This is a genomic window from Pseudolysinimonas sp., assembly GCF_039912695.1.
Classification (GTDB): domain Bacteria; phylum Actinomycetota; class Actinomycetes; order Actinomycetales; family Microbacteriaceae; genus Pseudolysinimonas_A.
Genome location: NZ_JBDSPJ010000022.1, coordinates 22,150 through 40,483, shown reverse-complemented (window position 1 = coordinate 40,483; position 18,334 = coordinate 22,150). Strand labels below are relative to the sequence as shown.

The following is an 18,334-nucleotide window of genomic DNA, read 5'->3' as shown; positions in this document are numbered from 1 at the left end:
GCTAACTCGCCCTCGCGAGAGCGTCTTCGATGACTCCCGCGGCGTCATCGATCAGTTCCTCACTGATGACGACGCTCGGCATGATGCGCAGCACCGAGTCCCACGATCCGGCGTCGAGGGGGATGACGCCGTTGGTGGTGGCGTGTTTCAGCACTGCCGTGAGGGCTTCCGGGTTGGGTTCCTTGGTGCCGGGCTTGACCAGTTCGACGCCGAACATCGCACCCTTACCGCGTACGTCTCCGACCACGGGGAACTTCTGCGCCCAGTCGCCGATCCGCGCGAGGAGTGCCTTCTCGACCCGCTGCGCTTCACCGAGCAAGTTGTCGCGCTCAATGACCTCGAACACCGCGAGTGCGGCCGCGGTCGAGACCGGGTTGCCGCCGAAGGTGCCGCCGATTCCGCCGGGCTGCACGGCATCCATGATTTCGGCCCTGCCGGTGACGGCGGCGAGCGGGAAGCCGCCGGCGATGCCTTTGGCGCTCGTGATCAGGTCGGGTACGACACCGTGGTGCTCGATCGAGTACCACGTGCCGGTGCGCCCGATGCCCGCCTGGATCTCGTCAGCGACGAACACGATGCCGTTCTCCTCGCAGAACGCCTTGATCGTCGAGAAGAATCCGGGGGCCGGGATGATGATGCCCCCATCACCCTGGATCGGCTCGGCGAAGAAGGCGGCCACTTCGGTCGCGCCGATGTGGGTGACGATGTAGTCGATCGTCTTGGCCGCGGCTTCTTCGCCCGACAGCCCGTCGCGGTAGGGGTACGAGATCGGCACCGAGTAGATCTCGCCCGGGAATGGACCCATGCCGGCGCGCTCCGGCCACGGGCGGTAGGTCATCGCCATCGTCAGATTGGTGCGGCCGTGAAAGGCGTGGTCGAGGGTGACGATTGCACGACGACCGGTGTACTTGCGCGCGATCTTGACGGCATTTTCCACCGCTTCGGCGCCCGAGTTCACCAAAATCGAGTGCTTCTCGAAGTCACCCGGAGTGATCTGCTGCAACTTTTCAGCGACCCTCACGTAGTTCTCATACGGGGTCACGGTGAACAGAGTGTGCGTGAGTTTCGACGCCTGGGCGGCCGCCGCGGCGGCGACGTCGGGATGCGCGTGCCCGATCGTCGTCACGCCGATGCCGCAGCCCAGATCGATCAGCTGGTTGCCGTCAACATCCACCAAAATGGCGCCTGAACCGTGGTCCATGTAGATGTTCGCGAGCGTCCCGGCACCGCGCGACACGCTCTTCACGCGGCGCTCCTGGAGGGCCACAGAGTTCGGTCCCGGGAGTTCGGTCACGAGCTTGCGCTCCTGCGGCACGCTGAATTCCATGCCTTCAGCCTACGACCGCCGGATCGGCGCGTCGGTGAAAATGGGAGCGCCATGCACCGACTCACGTCCATCCCGATTCTGGCGCTCACGACGGCTCTCATCCTGGTCGGCGGCGCGCTCGTTGGCTGCGCCGCGCATCCGGTGAGTATCGATTCGCCAACGCCGACCGCGACGCCGAAAGCTGAGTGCGCTGCCCCGGGTGCCGCGTCGGATGCTGTCACGGCCACGGGTGCGCTCGGCGAGGCCCCGAAGATTACCGCGAACGGGCCGTTCGACGTCGACACGGTGCAGCGCACCGTCCTGAGCACGGGCCCCGGGGATGTCGTGCAGCGCGGCGACTACGTTCAGTTGGCGGTCACGATCCTGAACGCGACCACGGGGGATCAAGCCCCGGGAACTGCCGTCGCACGCACGCTGCTCGACCCGGGTTCGATGCAACCGGGTTTGCTCGACACGGTCCTGTGCTCGACCGTCGGCAGCCGCGTGGTGGGGGTCGTCCCGTCCGACGAGGCGTACGGGACGGCAGGGCAACCCGACCTCGCGATCGGCCCCGACGACGACGTCGTGTTTGTGGTCGACGTGATCGCCGTCATCCTTCTGCACGCGAGTGGAACACCCCAGGCGCTGCCCGACGGGTTCCCGAGCCTCCGACTCGACTTCGACACCGCGGGGCGGCCGACGGTCGGCATTCCGGCGGTGGATCCGCCGGCGACTCGGCAGGTCGCGACCCTCATCGTCGGGCCGGGCACGGTCGTGGCTGCGACCGATGAGTTTCTCATCCAGTTCGAGGCTGTCAACTGGCGTACCGGTGCGGTCTTCGACCAGACCTGGGGCGACGCACCGCGGTCGCTGCTCAGTGTCGTGCCCGGGGTCACCTCGGCCATCATCGGCAGCACCGTTGGCTCCCGGCTGATCGTGATCTGCCCGCCGGTCGACGGGTTCGGCGCGATCGGCGATCCCGCGGCGGGAGTACTCGGTACCGACACGGTTGTCTACGTCGTCGACATCCTCGCGGTCACAGCAATCCCATAACTGCGCCCGGATACGGTAGCTCTCGTGCGTCCACTCAATCACCGCCTCCTTCGCCGTCTTCCGATCGCGTCCTTCACCCTTGCCGCCGCGCTCGTGCTGGCCGGCTGCGCGGGTACCCCGGCACCCGCCGGGTCGGCGACCCCGACGACGACGTCAGTCGCCACCGCTGATATCTGCGACACGGCGGGTGGTGCAGGAGTCGACGCCGTTACGGTGACCGGCGCCTTCGGCAGTGCGCCGAACGTCACCTTCGCGACTCCACTCACCGTCGACACGACCCAGCGCACGATCGTCATCGATGGCGGCAAGACGGTGGCCCCCGGAGCCAACGTTGAGGTCGCGTACACGCTGATCAACGGCACGACCGGCGCCACCATCGACGCCGGCGGCTATGACGGCACGGCGTTGACCCAGTTCCGCGCCTCACTCGACACGTTGCGCGCCGGTTTCGTGCGCACACTTGCCTGTGTGGGTCCCGGCAGCCGCGTGGTCGGCGTCATCCCTCCTGCCGAAGGCTTCGGCTCGGACGCCACTGACTCCGGCGTTGGCGCGGACGACTCGATCGTCTTTGTGGCTGACGTCGTCAACGACCTCTCACCCGCCGTCTGGACGACCGACCTTCCGACGATTGGCGGTTCGGCAACGGCTCCCGTGCTGACTCTGCCCGCAACCGCACCGAAGGCCGATCTCGAACTCGCCGTGCTGACGCAGGGCGACGGCGCTGTGGTCGGACCCACCGATTCGGTGACCGTGAACTACTTGGGCATGAAATGGGAAGACGGTCAGGTCTTCGACGAGAGCTTCAGCAAGTCGCCGGCCACCTTCTCGGTGACCAAAGTTGTGGATGGCTTCGCGGCCGCGCTGATCGGCCAGAAGGTCGGCTCGCGCGTCCTAGTGACGATGCCCCCGGCGCTCGGCTACGGCCTCGCCGGAAGCAGCACGAACGCGTTGGCCGGTTTCACGCTGGTGTTCCTGATCGACATCCAGGCGACCAAGGGGTAAGGGCTCCCCTAAAATCGGGGCATGCGTCGCGTCCTCGTCCTCGGTTCCACCGGATCGATCGGCACCCAGGCACTCGAGGTCATTGCGGCGAACCCCGAGCTGTTCGAACTCGTCGGTCTCGCCGCGGGATCTGACCGCGTCACGCTCGAGGCGCAGGGCGTCGCGACGGGTGTGACACGTCTCGCGTTGGGTATCGACGAAACCGTGCACTTGATCCGCGATACCCCGGCGGATGTCATCCTGAACGGCATTACCGGGTCGGTTGCGCTCGCGGCGACCCTCGCTGCTCTTGAGACCGGCGCGATCCTCGCGCTCGCGAACAAGGAGAGTCTCATTGTCGGAGGCGACCTCGTGCGCGCCTCCGCGAAGCCCGGCCAGATCGTGCCGGTGGACTCCGAGCACTCTGCGATCGCCCAGGCACTGCGGTCGGGCACAGCGGCGGAGGTGCGGCGGCTGGTGCTGACCGCGTCGGGCGGACCGTTCCGCGGGCGCAGTCGCTCCGAGCTGGGCGCGGTCACTCCGGACGAGGCCCTGGCCCACCCCACCTGGAACATGGGTCGAGTCGTCACCACGAATTCGGCGACCTTGGTCAACAAAGGGCTCGAGGTGATCGAGGCCCACCTGCTGTTCGACGTTCCGTACGAGCGGATCGATGTGGTCATCCATCCGCAGTCGATCGTGCACTCGATGGTTGAGTTCGTCGACGGCTCGACGATCGCTCAGGCATCGCCGCCCGACATGCGCCTGCCGATCTCTCTCGGTCTGTCGTGGCCCGATCGCGTACCGGGGGTTGGCGCGCCGCTGGACTGGTCACACGCCCAGTCCTGGACCTTCGAACCCCTTGACGAGCAAGCGTTTCCGGCGGTCGCCCTCGCGAAGCGCGTCGGCATGGCGGGCGCGACCTATCCCGCAGTCTTCAATGCCGCCAACGAGCAGGCGGTGGACGCGTTCCACGCGGGGCGAATTGGCTATCTCAACATCGTCGACACGATCGCCCGGGTGGTCGATGCTCATGAACCGGGAGAGATGACTCTCGAGGGCGTTCTCGACGCCGAACGCTGGGCGCGCGCGACCGCAGATGGCATCCTGGCTGCATGAGCCCTCCACTCGACGGGTCGCCCACCCGACGGCGTCGCGCCGGCGCCATCTCCGTCGTGATCGGCTGCGCCCTGGGCCTGCTTCTCGCCGCGCTCCCCGCGGTTCCTGCGGCCGCGTGCGCCTGTGGCGGTGTGGCGCCGTCGCCCGGATCTCAGGTCGCGGTCAACGAGGAGCACGCGATCGTGTCGCGCGCCGGCGGGGTTGAGCAGATCGATCTGCTGCTCGGGATGCTGAGCACCGACACCCAGACCGGGCTGATTTTTCCGACGCCGACGCCCGCGACGGTGACGCTCGGCGACCGTGCCGACTTCGAGGCACTCGACCGGGTGACCACGCCCACCCGCGTCGAGGACTACGACCCATGGACCACGAGAGGCGACGGGTATGGGGCACCTGCGGGCGGCGCTCCACAGGTCTTGGCTGACGTCGACCTCGGCCCGATCCGGGCGGTCACCCTCGCCGCCGACGACGCGGGTGCGCTCAGCACCTGGCTTGCCGACAACAATTTTGTGCTCCCGGATGCCGTGTCGGCTCTGCTCGGGTCGTACGTCGAGCGCGGCTGGTATTTCGTCGCGATGAAATTGACCGGGGAAGCACCGCTCGAGGGCGACCTCGACCCGATCCGCTTCACCTTTGACAGCGACACTCTGGTCTACCCGCTCGAACTCTCGCGGGCCGCCACCGACCCGCAGACTGTGCGCCTGTACGTCGTCGACGACCACCGTCAAGTCGTGGCGTTCGACGATCACCACCCTGTTGACACGGCCTCGGTGACCTGGGCCGCTCCGGTCACCGGTACCGAGGTCGGCCACTTCGGTGACTTCCTCACGGTGTTCGACCTGTTCTTCCCGGACCCCGGCTCGCAGATCACGGGGGACCTCACCTTTACCGACGACACGACGGATGCCACCTTCGGCACCGAGGTCCACGTGTCGGTGCCGCTCGGGATCTTCGGCATCCCGCTGGGCTGGTTGCTCATCGCGCTCGGTGGGATCCTGGTGCTCGCCGTGTTGCTCGTCGTCGGAATGGTCAACACCAAGCATTCCTAAACAGGTTTCACAGGAACGCTGCCGTACCCTGAGCCCGTGGAATCCGCGCTGCTCTATGTGCTCGGTGTGGTCATCATCGTGGTGGGCCTCGTCATCTCGATCGGACTGCATGAAGTCGGACACCTGATTCCCGCCAAGCGGTTCGGGGTGCGGGTCGGGCAATACATGATCGGCTTCGGTCCGACGGTCTTTTCAAAGAAGGTCGGCGAGACGCAGTACGGGTTCAAGGCGATCCCGCTCGGCGGCTACATCTCGATGGCCGGGATGTTTCCTCCCGCTCGTGCCGGTGAGAAGCCGCGCACGGCATCCACCGGATTCTTCGACACACTCGTTCAGGACGCGCGCGACGCCTCGCTGGAGACCTCGAAGGAAGCCGGGATCGAGGGGATTCCAGCGGGCCAACGAGACCGACTCTTCTACAAACTTCCGTGGTGGAAGCGCATCATCATCATGCTCGGTGGGCCGTTCATGAACCTGATCCTCGCGTTCGTGTTTTTCGGCATCGTGCTCGTCGGCTTCGGTCTGCCGCAGTCAACATCGACCGTCGGCACCGTCTACCAGTGCGTCGTCGCCGCGACCAGTACGCAGACCGAGTGCACGGCTGCCGACCCCGCGTCGCCGGCCGCGGCGGCAGGCCTCGTGCCCGGTGACCGCATCGTGTCGATCAACGGCACGCCGGTTTCGGGTCCGGCCGACGCGTCGCCGATCATCGCGTCGGCCGCAGGCACGCCCCTGACCTTCGCGATCGTGCGCGGCGGCAAGGACCTCACCCTCACCATCACGCCGTTGCTGACCGACCGGCCGGTCGTCGATGCCGACAACAAGCCCGTCACCGACGCCGACGGCGTGATCGTCACGCACAAGGTCGGATTCATCGGAATCGGGTATGCGGTACAGAACGTGCAGCGGCCTGTCACCGAAGTTCCGGGGTTCGTGCTCGACAGCGCTCGCCGAATCGGCTACTCGATCATCACCCTCCCCGGACGCGTCGTCGAACTCGCGCAATCGACCTTCGGCGGCACACCGCGCGACCCGAACGGCATCATCGGGGTGGTCGGCATTGGCCGCCTAGCTGGCGAGATCACCAGTCTCGACACCCTTCCGGTCGCGGATCGCGCCTCGAGCCTGATCGGTCTGCTCGGCAGTCTTAACCTCGCACTCTTCCTGTTCAACCTCGTGCCGTTGCTGCCGCTGGACGGCGGGCACGTCGCGGGGGCGCTCTGGGAAGCAATCCGGCGACGGTTCGCGAAATGGTTCAAGCGTCCCGATCCGGGACCGGTGGATGTCGCGAAGCTGATCCCGTTGACGATGGCGATTTCGAGCGTGCTCCTGGTGCTCACGGTTTTCGTGGTCTTCGCCGATATCGTCAACCCGGTCAGTTTGTTCTAGCCCGCGTAGGCTGAAGCCCGTGCCTGCGATCAACCTCGGGATGCCCAAGCCGGCCCCCGAAACCCTCGCCCCTCGTCGTAAGTCGCGCCAGATCAAGGTCGGCAAGGTGTTGGTCGGCGGCGACGCGCAGGTGAGCGTGCAGTCGATGTGCACGACACCGACGACGAACATCAACGCGACGCTTCAGCAGATCGCCGAGCTGACGGCATCCGGCTGTGACATCGTGCGCGTTGCGGTGCCGAGCCAAGATGACGCCGATGTGCTGCACATCATCGCTAAGAAGAGCCAGATCCCGGTCATCGCCGACATCCACTTTCAGCCGAAGTACGTCTTCCAGGCGATCGACGCCGGGTGCGCGGCGGTTCGGGTCAACCCCGGCAACATCCGCAAGTTCGACGACCAGGTCGGCGCGATTGCGAAGGCCGCGAAAGATGCCGGGGTGTCGATTCGGATCGGCGTGAATGCGGGCTCGCTCGAACCGTCGATCATGGCGAAATACGGCAAGGCGACCCCCGAGGCACTCGTGGAGAGCGCCCTGTGGGAGGCGAGTCTGTTCGAGGAGCACGACTTCCACGATTTCAAGATCTCGGTCAAGCACAACGACCCGGTGATCATGGTGAAGGCCTACCGACTGCTCGCCGCGGCGGGGGACTGGCCCCTGCACCTCGGAGTGACCGAGGCCGGGCCCGAGTTCCAGGGCACGATCAAGAGCGCGACCGCTTTCGGCATCCTGCTCGCTGAGGGGATCGGCGACACCATCCGGGTCTCACTCTCGGCCCCTCCCGCACAGGAGGTGAAGGTCGGTCTGCAGATTCTGCAGTCGCTCAACCTCCGCGAACGCAAACTCGAGATCGTCTCCTGCCCGTCGTGCGGACGTGCGCAGGTGGATGTTTACACCCTCGCCAACGACGTCACCGCAGGTCTTGAGGGCATGACCGTGCCGCTGCGTGTCGCCGTGATGGGGTGCGTCGTGAACGGCCCAGGGGAGGCCCGCGAGGCCGACCTGGGCGTCGCCTCGGGTAACGGCAAGGGTCAGATCTTCGTGAGGGGTGAAGTCATCAAGACCGTTCCGGAATCCGAGATCGTCGCGACTCTGATCGAAGAGGCGAACCGTCTCGCGGCTGAAATGCCGGCCGGCGAATTGGGGAAGCCCGAAGTCATCACCGCATGATTCCGCTGAGATTCGTCGGGTTTGGACTGGCGGGTCTGCTGGTCATCGGCGTGGCCGCAGGGGCGGTCGCGGGTTCGGTGACGAGAACCCAGACGTGCGTGTCGTGGGTCAGTTACGCCGACGAGGCCGCGATGGCGAAGGACTCGGATGTGGTGGTCGAAGGAGTCGTCGGCGCGGTGACCGGAAAAGTCGACCTACTGGGCGGCCCCGGTGACGGCCACGTTTTCGAGGTGAGCGCGGTACGTCAGGGCGTCCTTGACGCCACGACGATCACCGTCGTGTCACCCCGTGACTGGTGCACCGCGAACCCGCCGCAACCGGCCGACCCGTTGCGCGAAGGAGACAGGGTGGTGCTTTACCTGCGTGACCTGCCGACCTCCGACGCGTGGTCGACCCTGACTCCGTTTCAGGGCGTCATCCCTCTCGATTCGTCGGGGTAGCCGACCGGCCTCGGTAGGCTCGACAGGTGTCAACGCGCCTCTCCCAACTCTTCGTCCGCACCCTACGTGAGGACCCCTCCGACGCCGAGGTGACCTCGCACCGGCTGTTGGTGCGTGCCGGGTACATCCGCCGTCAGGCGCCGGGGATTTTCGCGTGGCTGCCGCTGGGGCTCAAGGTGCGTCGCAAGGTCGAGGCCGTCATCCGCGACGAAATGGATCGCGCCGGCGCTCAAGAGGTGCTGTTTCCCGCGCTGCTTCCCCGCGAGCCCTACGAGGCGACAGGTCGGTGGGAGGAGTACGGCGACGGCATCTTCCGGCTGAAGGATCGCAAGGGTGCCGATTACCTTCTGGCACCCACTCACGAGGAGGTCTTCACCCTTCTGGTGAAAGACCTCTACAGCTCGTACAAAGACCTGCCGCTCTCGATCTACCAGATCCAAGACAAGTATCGGGATGAGGCCCGCCCCCGTGCTGGCCTCCTGCGCGGCCGCGAGTTCTCGATGAAAGACGCCTACTCGTTCGACGTGTCGGATGAAGGATTGGACGTCTCCTACCAGGCGCAGCGTGACGCCTACGAGCGCATCTTCACCCGCCTCGGACTCGACTACGTCATCGTGCAAGCCGATGCGGGCGCCATGGGTGGTTCACGGTCGGAAGAGTTTTTGCACCCCACCCCGATCGGCGAAGACACCTTTGTGCGGTCAGCCGGTGGGTATGCCGCGAACGTCGAAGCCTTCACGACCCTGGTGCCGCCGATGGATGTCGACCTCGCCACGCTCCCGGCACCCCGAGTGTTGCCCTCGCCCGGCACCGCGACGATTCAGACCGTGGTCGATCTCGCGAACGCCGAATATCCCAAGCCGGGCTATGCCTGGACGGCTGCCGACACCTTGAAAAACGTCGTGCTTGCCCTCACTCATGTCGATGGCAGCCGCGAGATCGTCATCGTCGGGCTGCCGGGTGACCGCGAGGTCGACCTCAAGCGCGCCGAGGTGGCGTTCGCTCCCGCCGAGGTGGAGCCGGCTACCGAGCAAGACTTCGAGAAGAATCCGCTGCTGGTCAAGGGCTACATCGGCCCCTGGTCGGCGCTCGGCCCGATCCTCGGCGAAGAGTCGGCGACCAACATCCGATATCTGCTTGACCCTCGCGTCGTCGACGGCACCGAGTGGATCACCGGCGCCAACGAAGACGAGCGGCACGTGTTCGGGCTCGTCGCCGGCCGCGACTTCACGTCGGACGGCACGGTCGAGGTAGCGGCGGTACGTGCGGGTGACCCCGCACCCGACGGCTCCGGCCCTGTGGAACTCGCGCGCGGGATGGAGATCGGGCACGTCTTCCAACTCGGACGTAAGTACGCCGAAGCGCTCGGACTCAAGGTGCTCGACGAGAACGGCAAGTTGGTGACGGTCACGATGGGCTCCTACGGCATCGGCGTCACCCGCATCTTGGCGGCGATCGCTGAGGCGACGGCCGACGACAAAGGTCTGCTGTGGCCCAAGGAGATCGCGCCCTACGACGTGCACCTGATCGCGACCGGTCGCGAGGAGATCGTGTTCGAGGTCGCCGAGAAGCTGGTTGCCGATCTCGAGGCGGCGGGCCACGACGTGCTGTTCGACGACCGACCGAAGGTGTCGCCTGGTGTGAAGTTCGGCGACGCCGAGCTGCTCGGAGTGCCGACCATTGTGATCGTGGGACGCGGTGCCGCCGACGGCCTGGTCGAGCTCTGGGATCGCCGCTCGGGAGACCGCACCGAGCTCCCGGTCGCTGACGTGCTCGGGGCGCTCGCCGGGTAAGCTCGGTACCCAGAACTGAAGAGTGGAGATTTACCTTGGACATCGACCTTTCCGTGCTTCGGCTCATGGAGCGCGAACGCGAGATTCCGTTCGAGGAACTCGTTCAGATCATCGAGCAGGCGATCCTGACCGCCTACCTCAAGCACACCGACCAGGCTCCGGAGCTCGGCGCTCGCGTTGAGCTAGACCGCAAGACAGGTCACGTCACCGTTTTCATTCCGGAAACTGACGATGACGGCGAAGTGATCGGCGAGGCCGTCGACAGCCCCGAAGACTTTGGTCGCATCGCCGCGTTCGCCGCGAAGCAGGTCATCAACCAACGGCTGCGCGACATTGGCGACGAGAAGGTACTCGGCGACTTCCGCAACCGCGAGGGCGATATCGTCGCCGGGGTCATTCAGCAGGGACCAAACCCGCGGATGATCCACATCGACCTGGGGTCGGTCGAAGCGATCCTCCCGCCCGAAGAGCAAGTGCCGGGCGAGGACTACAGCCACGGCAACCGCATCCGCGTCTATGTCACGAGCGTGTCGAAGGGTCTCAAAGGCCCGTCGATCACGGTGAGTCGCACGCATCCCGGACTCGTTCGAAAGTTGTTCGCGCTCGAGGTTCCCGAGATTGCGTCGGGCGTCGTCGAGATCGCAGCGCTCAGCCGCGAGGCTGGCCACCGTACCAAGATCGCTGTCCGTGCGACCGAACCGGGGATCAACGCGAAGGGTGCGTGCATCGGCGAACTCGGGTCGCGGGTTCGGGCGGTGACGGCGGAACTCAACAACGAGAAGATCGACATCGTGGACTGGTCGGACGATCTGGCGACCTTCGTCGCGAACGCCCTGTCTCCGGCGAAGGTGTCGAGCGCCTTCATCGTCGATGAGGCGACGAGGGCCGTGCGCGCACTGGTTCCCGACTACCAGCTGTCGCTTGCGATCGGTAAGGAAGGGCAGAACGCCCGACTTGCCGCGAAACTGACCGGCGCCCGCATCGACATCCAGCCTGACTCCGTGATGGAGTCCTGAGCGCATACAGTCCGGGTCTCTGCAGTTCGGCGCTCTACAGTTCGGCGACGATCGCCGTCGCGAGCGCGAGAAATGCCTCGACGCTGATCCCGGGGTAGGACCCGGTCACAAAGACGCCGACCCCACCCTTCACGACGACGAGGGAGCCGTCGACGGCGTATCCCCGATCGGCACCCGGTACCGGAACGGAACCGGGGAGATCATGGCCGTCGTAGAGATTTGCGGGGAGATAGAGGTCAGGACTGGTCGTGACCTGCACATTCATTTGCAGGTCGGCGTACTTGCACGACGGCGGTCCGCCGGTGAAACTCGCCTCCACCTCCGCAGCACCTGCGGCAACCCCGAGCGTCGACTGCAGTAGCTCGGGGGTGACGAGGTCGCAGCCCGCAGGCCCGTTGGCGACGGGAGCGGTGGAGGGCGCGTCACTCGGTGCGTCGGATGCTGCCGTCGGGGGAGTGCTCCCGTGATCGGATGCCGGTGCCGAGCACGCGACGAGGGCGAACGTCAGCAGGGCGGCAGCTCCGAGGCCAGCGAGGACACGCGTCATGGAGCCAGCATGAACGGCGCTACCGTGCCGCGCAATGAGGGGAATCCCTCAGGGGACGTCGCCGTGGAGTCGGCGCAGCGCGGCGATCCGGTTGGTCACGCCAAGCCGCCGATAAGCCTCCTGCAGATGGTTCTCGAGCGTCTTCTCGGAGATCCCGAGCTGCTGGGCCGCCTGGCGCGCCGTCTCGCCATTTTCGAGCGCGTGCAGGGACTCGCGCTGGCGCCGGGTGATCCCGAGTTCGTCGTTGGTGCGCACCTTCTGCGACATGCGGGTCGTCGCGAGGCGGAGGTGTCGGGTCAGCTCGGCCACGACGCCCACCTCGCGGTCGGAGAAGTCACGGTCCGAGCGGAACAACGACAGACCATGAAGCACCGACCCGCGGAAGGCGAGTCGCGAAGCCACCTGATACTCGCCACCATTGGGACCGTAGAGCTCCGCCCAGATCGGCATCGCGTGCCACTCGGAGCGGCTCCACACGTCGCTGATCCGCACCGGGGAGCCTGTGACTCGAAGAGGACCGACGAGCGGAACGACGGAAAGGTCGCGCGGGACGGCATCCAGGAGATGCGGGATCGGGGTTGGCCAGTGGACTCCGCGCAAACGGCCGCCGTGGAGGTCGATTTCGACCCATCCAGCTCGCTCGACGGAGAGCAGCTCGAATGCGACGTGGGCGGTTGTTTGTCGCAGCGCGGCCACGTCATGCGCCGCCCCGATCTCGGCGAGCGCATCAAGTACTCGCCGAGCGTCGCGAGCGTTGAGGGCGACCATGGCGCCATGTTAGACGAGGTCAGGAAGTGGTCATACCGAGGCCGAAACGGCTCGCTGGCCGCTCGCCAACAGCTGAACTGTAGAGCGACCGGCTCCGGGCCATAGCGCCCAGTTCCGGGTTCCGGCTCAGTGCAGCAAGTCGTCGGAACTTGCCATGAACATCCTGGTGATGGTGTGGTCGTTCCCGATAAACGAGAAGACGTGGCCGTCGTGGGAGCGCGCAACGATCGCTCCCACCGGAAAGTAGCCGCCGTACGGTCCAGCGCGGTATCCGGCAAGGGTCGCGTCGGAGAGCGCGAGATCCCACGGGTTGGGGTCGGAGGGCGTGAACATGAAGTTCATCGCGGCGACGGCATCCGACGGCGACATGTTCTGCGTTAGACCGCTGTTTGCCGCCAACACGAAGACCGGGTTGCTGAAGGTTCCGCCTTGATCGAGCACGGCGGTGTTCTGAGAGTCGAGAACCGACGACAGGTAGGCATCCATTCCGCTGTCAAAAGTGCCCTGCCCCGACGCATCCGGCGTTTCGGTGGGGGTCGGGCTCAGGGTCGGCGTCTCGCTCGCGGTGGGGCTCGGCGAAGCGGCGGATGGGGTGGGACTGGGGCTCGACGATGCCTCGCCCTGGGCGCCACCGGAGAACAGGCGGACCCCGATGAGCAGCAAACCGACCACCAGAACCATCGTGATGAGTACCCAGGCCCAGACGGGCAGCGGACCGAGCCAGCCACGTCGACGATCATTGGTGTTGACCGGTGTCTCGCTCATGAAGCGCAAGGTACCGGACATCACCGCGCGACGCACGGATTGCAGACGCTCGGGATACCAACCGGCATGATGGGGGTAGCATGGAAGCCGTTAGAACCTGCCTGGGTTGCCGGCAGCGCGCTCCCCGAACCTCACTTCTGAGAGTCGTCGCGCGCGAAGGACGAGTCGTGGTCGATACCGCGGCACGACTTCCAGGCAGGGGCGCATGGGTGCATTCAGACCCCGGATGCGTTGATACGGCAGTAAAGCGTCGGGCCTTCGGGCGGGCGCTTCACGCCGAGATCACGGATACCACCACATTGTCAGAACTTCAGAAATGGACTGATCGGCACATGGACAACTAATGAGCAACTCGAAATGAGTTTCCTCACCCTTTAGCGTCCGACCCTGTCTAGGGCTGGACCCCAGACAGGAGAATTGTGGCCAACCCACGAGTTCACGAAGTCGCCGCCGAACTCGGCATCGACTCGAAGATCGCTCTCGACAAGCTCAACGACATGGGCGAGTTCGTGAAGAGCGCATCCAGCAGCATCGCGCCGCCGGTCGCGCGGAAGCTCAAGGCGGCACTTGAGGCCGACGGCTTCAAGGCACCGGCAGCGCCGGCCGCCGCCGTACAAGCCCCCACCGCCCCGCGCCCGGGCCCACGCCCCGCGCCCGCGAGCGAAGCAGCGGCGCCCGCAGCCGCATCCGCTCCGACCGCGTCAGCACCTGCTGAGACCACCCCGGCCGCTGCACCCGCGGCCGCCGCGCCCGCACTCCCGGGACCCGCCGCTGACGGCGACCGGCCGGCCGGCATCCCGCGCCCCGGTACACCGCGTCCGGGCAACAACCCGTACGCCTCCGCTCAAGGAATGTCGCGACCCGGCGCACCGCGCCCGGGCAACAACCCGTTCGCGAGCACTCAAGGTATGGCACGGCCCGGTCAGGGCGCGATCCCGCGTCCGGCCGCACCGACTTCGGGCGCTCCGCGACCCGGCGCGCCCGGAGCCCGTCCCGGTGCACCCGGACGTCCGGGCATCGGATTCCAGCAGCGTCCCGGCGGCCCCGGCCGTCCCGGCGGCGCGCCCGGCGGCTTCCAGCGTCCCGGCGGCGGGGCTCCTGGCACCACAACCGGTGGCTATGCCGGTCGTCCCGGTGGCGGCGGCGGTCGTGGCCGCGGACCCGGCGGTGGTACCGCAGGTGCCTTCGGTCGCGGTGGCGGCAAGAGCAAGGCACGCAAGTCGCGTCGTACGAAGCGCGCCGAATTCGAAATGCGGGAGGCCCCGACGATCGGTGGCGTGAGCGTTCCCCGCGGCGATGGCAACACCATCATCCGGATGCGTCGCGGTTCCTCGATCGCCGACTTCGCCGAGAAGATCGAGCAGCTCACCGGCTTCACGGTGCTGCCCGGCACGCTCGTGACCGTGCTCTTCGCCCTCGGCGAGATGGCGACGGCGACCGAATCTCTGGATGAGTCGACCTTCGAACTCCTCGGTGCCGAAATCGGCTACAAGGTGCAAGTTGTCTCGCCGGAAGACGAAGACAAGGAACTGCTCGAAGCCTTCGACATCGACCTCGACGAGGACGAAGACGAAGACGACCTCGAGATTCGTCCGCCGGTCGTCACCGTCATGGGGCACGTCGACCACGGCAAGACCAAGCTGTTGGATGCCATCCGCGAAGCAAACGTGGTCGCGGGCGAAGCCGGCGGCATCACCCAGCACATCGGTGCCTACCAGGTATGGACCGAGCACGAAGGCATCGAGCGTGCCATCACGTTCATCGACACCCCGGGCCACGAGGCGTTCACCGCCATGCGTGCCCGTGGCGCGCAGGTGACCGACATCGCGATCCTGGTGGTCGCCGCCGACGACGGCATCATGCCGCAGACGGTGGAGGCGCTGAACCACGCGCAAGCGGCAGGCGTCCCGATCGTCGTCGCCGTCAACAAGGTCGACAAGGAAGGCGCAAACCCCGCCAAGGTGCGTCAGCAGCTCACCGAGTTCGGCTTGGTCGCCGAAGAGTTCGGTGGCGACACGATGTTCGTCGATGTTTCGGCGCTGCAGAAGCTCGGCATCGACAAGTTGCTCGATGCCGTGCTACTGACCGCGGATGCCGGACTCGACCTGGTCGCGAACCCCAACCGGGATGCGCGCGGTGTCGCGATCGAAGCGAAACTCGACAAGGGTCGCGGCGCGGTCGCAACCGTCCTCATCCAGAACGGAACCTTGCGCATCGGCGACCCGATTGTCGCGGGAACCGCCTACGGACGCGTGCGCGCGATGCACGACGAGAACGGCGAGATCGTCGAAGAGGCGTACCCGTCGCGTCCCGTGCAGGTGCAGGGTCTCTCCTCGGTGCCCCGAGCCGGCGACACCTTCATCGTGACCGAAGACGACCGCACGGCTCGCCAGATCGCCGAGAAGCGTGAAGCCGCCCGGCGGAACGCGCAACTCGCGAAGGCTCGCAAGCGCATCTCGCTCGAGGACTTCACGCGCGCGCTTCAGGAAGGCAAGGTCGAGTCGCTCAACCTCATCATCAAGGGTGACGTCTCCGGTGCCGTCGAGGCACTCGAAGAGGCGTTGCTCAAGATCGAGGTCGACGACAGCGTTCAGCTGCGCATCCTGCACCGCGGTGTCGGCGCGGTCACCGAGTCGGACATCGACCTGGCGACCATCGACAACGCGATCGTCATCGGGTTCAACGTGCGGCCCGACGTCAAGGCGCGCGAACGTGCCCGACGTGAAGGCATCGACGTGCGGTTCTACTCGGTCATCTACGCAGCGCTCGAAGACGTCGAGAACTCGCTCAAGGGCATGCTCAAGCCCGAGTTCGAAGAAGTGCAATCGGGTATCGCCGAGATTCGCGAGATCTTCCGCTCGTCGAAGGCTGGCAACATCGCCGGTGTCATCGTGCGCAGCGGAACGATCACCCGCAACGCCAAGGCCCGGGTCATCCGTGACGGGGTCGTCGTCGGGGACAACCTGGCCATCGACTCGCTGCGCCGCTTCAAGGATGACGTCACCGAGGTCCGCACGGACTTCGAGGCCGGCATCGGCCTCGGCAAGTTCAACGACATCCAAATCGGTGACGAGATCGAGACGATTGAGTTGAAAGAGAAGATCCGGGCGTAACTCGGGTTTCGGGGTGCCCCGCTCTGCGCGAGTCAAGAGCGGGGACCCCTACCCCGATTGACTCGCGCAGAGCGGGTCACCCCTTCACATGTTGCTCGCGAACCTTTCGTCTCATCGAAATACAGGGGGAGCGGTTTCATCCCCAGCTCATTTTTGGAGGTAATGGAATGGCCAGTGGTGATCGGGCGGCTAAGGTCGCGGACCGGATCAAAGAAGTCATCGCCGAGAGGCTCGAGAAGGGTCTTCGTGATCCTCGGTTGGGGTTCGTGACGATCACCGACGTTCGCGTCACCGGCGATCTTCAGATGGCGTCAGTCTTCTACACGGTGCTCGGGACGGCGGAAGAGCGGGCCGATTCTGCCGCCGCGCTCAAATCGGCGACCGGCCTGCTGCGCACCGAGGTCGGCAAGAACCTCAACACGCGGCTCACCCCATCTCTGGAATTCATCGCGGACGCGATCCCGGAGAACGCGGCGTCGATCGCGGGGTTGCTGCGTGAGGCGCAGGTCCGTGACGAAGAGGCGCGAGCCCTCGCGGCGACAGCCTCCTACGCGGGCGATTCAGATCCGTACGTGAAACCTCGCGACTTCGACGAAGACGACGAAGATGACGACGACGACGATGATGATGATGACGACGACGAGGCCGAACCGGAGTCGTGAGGCATCTGATCCCGATCGTGCGATTCGTCCGTTGACGGAATCGGCGACCCCTCGAGCGTGTTGAGGAGAGAGATGTCACTCGCGCTCTCCGTTCTCGACCTCGTTCCGGTCACCACACCTCAGACCTCGGCGGATGCCGTGGCCGCCTCGCTGGCTCTGGCCGATACCGCCGATCGCCTCGGGTACGCGCGCTATTGGTTCGCCGAACACCACAACATGCCGGCGGTTGCATCGACAGCACCGCCGGTGCTGATCGCCGCCGTCGCGGCCCGCACTTCCCGCATCCGCGTCGGCTCGGGCGGTGTCATGCTGCCCAACCACGCCCCGCTGACGGTAGCCGAGCAGTTCGCCGCCCTCGAGGCGATCGCCCCGGGCCGAATCGATCTCGGCATCGGCCGCGCACCGGGATCGGATCCGGTCATCACGGCGCTACTGCGCTCGAGTGGCCCAACCAGCGACGTGGAGAATTTCGAGCAGAACCTCATCGACATCCGCGCGCTGGCCGGCGACGGCGCAACGATCAGTCTCCGCACCGGCGACGGGCTCCGCGACTACGACGTCAAAGCCACCCCAGCGGCGGCGGGGGTGCCCGAAATGTGGCTGCTGGGCTCGAGTGACTACTCCGCCCATCTCGCCGCGAAGTTGGGCCTGCCGTACGTCTTCGCCCACCATTTTTCGGGGGAGGGCACCGAACGCGCGATCGGCATCTACCGTTCCGAATTCGAGGCGTCGGAGACTCTCGCGGCGCCGCGCACGTTCCTCACCGTAAACACGATCGTCGCCGAGACGGCCGAGGAGGCGCTCGCCCGCGCGATGCCGGCTCTGCAGAACATGGCTCGCCTGCGAACCGGGCAGCCGCTGCGTGCGATCGACACGGTCGAGGCGGCGCAGAGCGAACCGCTGAACCCTGCGGCGCAGTCGGTGGTCGATCAGATGCTGAACCGGTGGATCGTCGACTCGCCGGATGCCGCCGCCGAGCGCATCCAACGGCTGGCGACCGAGTTCGGCGTCGACGAGGTGATGGTCTCGCCCGGGGCGGGTTCTCGCGACGGCGAACCTGTGGCTCGGGCCCTCGGTCGTGAGCGGACACTCGAGTTGCTCGCGGACCGACTGCTCTAAGCGCTCTCGGCGTGCCATCGCTTACGGCGTAAACGCTGAGCGT

Annotated in this window: 17 protein-coding genes; 13 read left to right on the top strand and 4 right to left on the bottom strand. The window is 66.2% G+C overall.

Translation table 11 applies throughout. The features are described 5' to 3' along the window. Position 1: 1 nt before the first annotated feature. Positions 2-1,327: a 4-aminobutyrate--2-oxoglutarate transaminase gene (gene gabT, locus ABIR17_RS08460; protein WP_348003942.1), complete on the bottom strand. Its 1,326-nt coding sequence runs from the start codon at positions 1,325-1,327 to the stop codon at positions 2-4. 51 nt (positions 1,328-1,378) lie between these two features. On the opposite strand from gabT, the gene ABIR17_RS08455 reads away from it, so the two are divergent. From ABIR17_RS08455 to nusA, 9 genes are read left to right on the top strand one after another with little or no spacing between them, the layout of a single operon-like run. Further along, on the top strand, positions 1,379-2,359 hold the full coding sequence (locus ABIR17_RS08455; protein ID WP_348003941.1) for a hypothetical protein: 981 nt from the start codon (positions 1,379-1,381) through the stop codon (positions 2,357-2,359). A gap of 24 nt (positions 2,360-2,383) precedes the next feature. Next, entirely contained in the window at positions 2,384-3,361 is a 978-nt protein-coding gene (locus ABIR17_RS08450) for an FKBP-type peptidyl-prolyl cis-trans isomerase (RefSeq protein WP_348003940.1), read from the top strand. Between the two features lie 21 nt (positions 3,362-3,382). Continuing rightward, on the top strand, positions 3,383-4,459 hold the full coding sequence (dxr, locus tag ABIR17_RS08445) for a 1-deoxy-D-xylulose-5-phosphate reductoisomerase (RefSeq protein ID WP_348003939.1): 1,077 nt from the start codon (positions 3,383-3,385) through the stop codon (positions 4,457-4,459). Next, the gene (locus ABIR17_RS08440) at positions 4,456-5,508 is read left to right on the top strand and encodes a DUF2330 domain-containing protein (RefSeq protein ID WP_348003938.1); all 1,053 of its coding nucleotides are present in this window, start codon (positions 4,456-4,458) and stop codon (positions 5,506-5,508) included. The genes dxr and ABIR17_RS08440 overlap by 4 nt, the downstream gene beginning before the upstream one ends. 36 nt (positions 5,509-5,544) lie before the next feature. Continuing rightward, positions 5,545-6,897, top strand: a complete 1,353-nt coding sequence (locus tag ABIR17_RS08435; RefSeq protein WP_348003937.1) for a site-2 protease family protein — start codon at positions 5,545-5,547, stop codon at positions 6,895-6,897. Positions 6,898-6,916: 19 nt separating this feature from the next. Then, positions 6,917-8,068, top strand: a complete 1,152-nt coding sequence (gene ispG / locus ABIR17_RS08430) for a flavodoxin-dependent (E)-4-hydroxy-3-methylbut-2-enyl-diphosphate synthase (protein ID WP_348003936.1) — start codon at positions 6,917-6,919, stop codon at positions 8,066-8,068. Continuing rightward, positions 8,065-8,508 carry a hypothetical protein gene (locus ABIR17_RS08425; RefSeq protein WP_348003935.1) on the top strand — a complete coding sequence of 148 codons (444 nt, stop codon included), beginning with the start codon at positions 8,065-8,067 and terminating at the stop codon, positions 8,506-8,508. The genes ispG and ABIR17_RS08425 overlap by 4 nt, the downstream gene beginning before the upstream one ends. A 26-nt stretch (positions 8,509-8,534) precedes the next feature. Next, entirely contained in the window at positions 8,535-10,301 is a 1,767-nt protein-coding gene (locus ABIR17_RS08420) for a proline--tRNA ligase (protein ID WP_348003934.1), read from the top strand. A 35-nt stretch (positions 10,302-10,336) separates the two neighbouring features. Then, positions 10,337-11,317, top strand: coding sequence for a transcription termination factor NusA (nusA, locus tag ABIR17_RS08415; protein WP_348003933.1), 981 nt, complete (start codon positions 10,337-10,339; stop codon positions 11,315-11,317). Between the two features lie 34 nt (positions 11,318-11,351). Here the strand turns inward: nusA and ABIR17_RS08410 are convergent, their stop codons facing one another. The 3 genes from ABIR17_RS08410 to ABIR17_RS08400 form a co-directional block, all read right to left on the bottom strand. After that, positions 11,352-11,864, bottom strand: a complete 513-nt coding sequence (locus ABIR17_RS08410; protein WP_348003932.1) for a hypothetical protein — start codon at positions 11,862-11,864, stop codon at positions 11,352-11,354. A 48-nt stretch (positions 11,865-11,912) separates the two neighbouring features. Further along, entirely contained in the window at positions 11,913-12,632 is a 720-nt protein-coding gene (locus tag ABIR17_RS08405) for a LuxR C-terminal-related transcriptional regulator (protein ID WP_348003931.1), read from the bottom strand. Positions 12,633-12,758: 126 nt separating this feature from the next. Continuing rightward, positions 12,759-13,397 (bottom strand): hypothetical protein, encoded by a 639-nt coding sequence (locus tag ABIR17_RS08400; RefSeq protein ID WP_348003930.1) that lies wholly within the window; start codon positions 13,395-13,397, stop codon positions 12,759-12,761. Between the two features lie 80 nt (positions 13,398-13,477). On the opposite strand from ABIR17_RS08400, the gene ABIR17_RS08395 reads away from it, so the two are divergent. From ABIR17_RS08395 to ABIR17_RS08380, 4 genes are all read left to right on the top strand, one after another. After that, positions 13,478-13,741, top strand: a complete 264-nt coding sequence (locus ABIR17_RS08395; protein ID WP_348003929.1) for a YlxR family protein — start codon at positions 13,478-13,480, stop codon at positions 13,739-13,741. Between the two features lie 75 nt (positions 13,742-13,816). After that, a complete protein-coding gene (gene infB, locus ABIR17_RS08390) occupies positions 13,817-16,510 on the top strand; it encodes a translation initiation factor IF-2 (RefSeq protein WP_348003928.1) in 2,694 nt (897 codons plus the stop codon). A 167-nt stretch (positions 16,511-16,677) separates the two neighbouring features. Continuing rightward, the gene (gene rbfA / locus ABIR17_RS08385; RefSeq protein WP_348003927.1) at positions 16,678-17,172 is read left to right on the top strand and encodes a 30S ribosome-binding factor RbfA; all 495 of its coding nucleotides are present in this window, start codon (positions 16,678-16,680) and stop codon (positions 17,170-17,172) included. 72 nt (positions 17,173-17,244) lie between these two features. After that, positions 17,245-18,291 (top strand): LLM class flavin-dependent oxidoreductase, encoded by a 1,047-nt coding sequence (locus tag ABIR17_RS08380; protein WP_348003926.1) that lies wholly within the window; start codon positions 17,245-17,247, stop codon positions 18,289-18,291. The last annotated feature ends 43 nt before the right edge of the window (positions 18,292-18,334 follow it).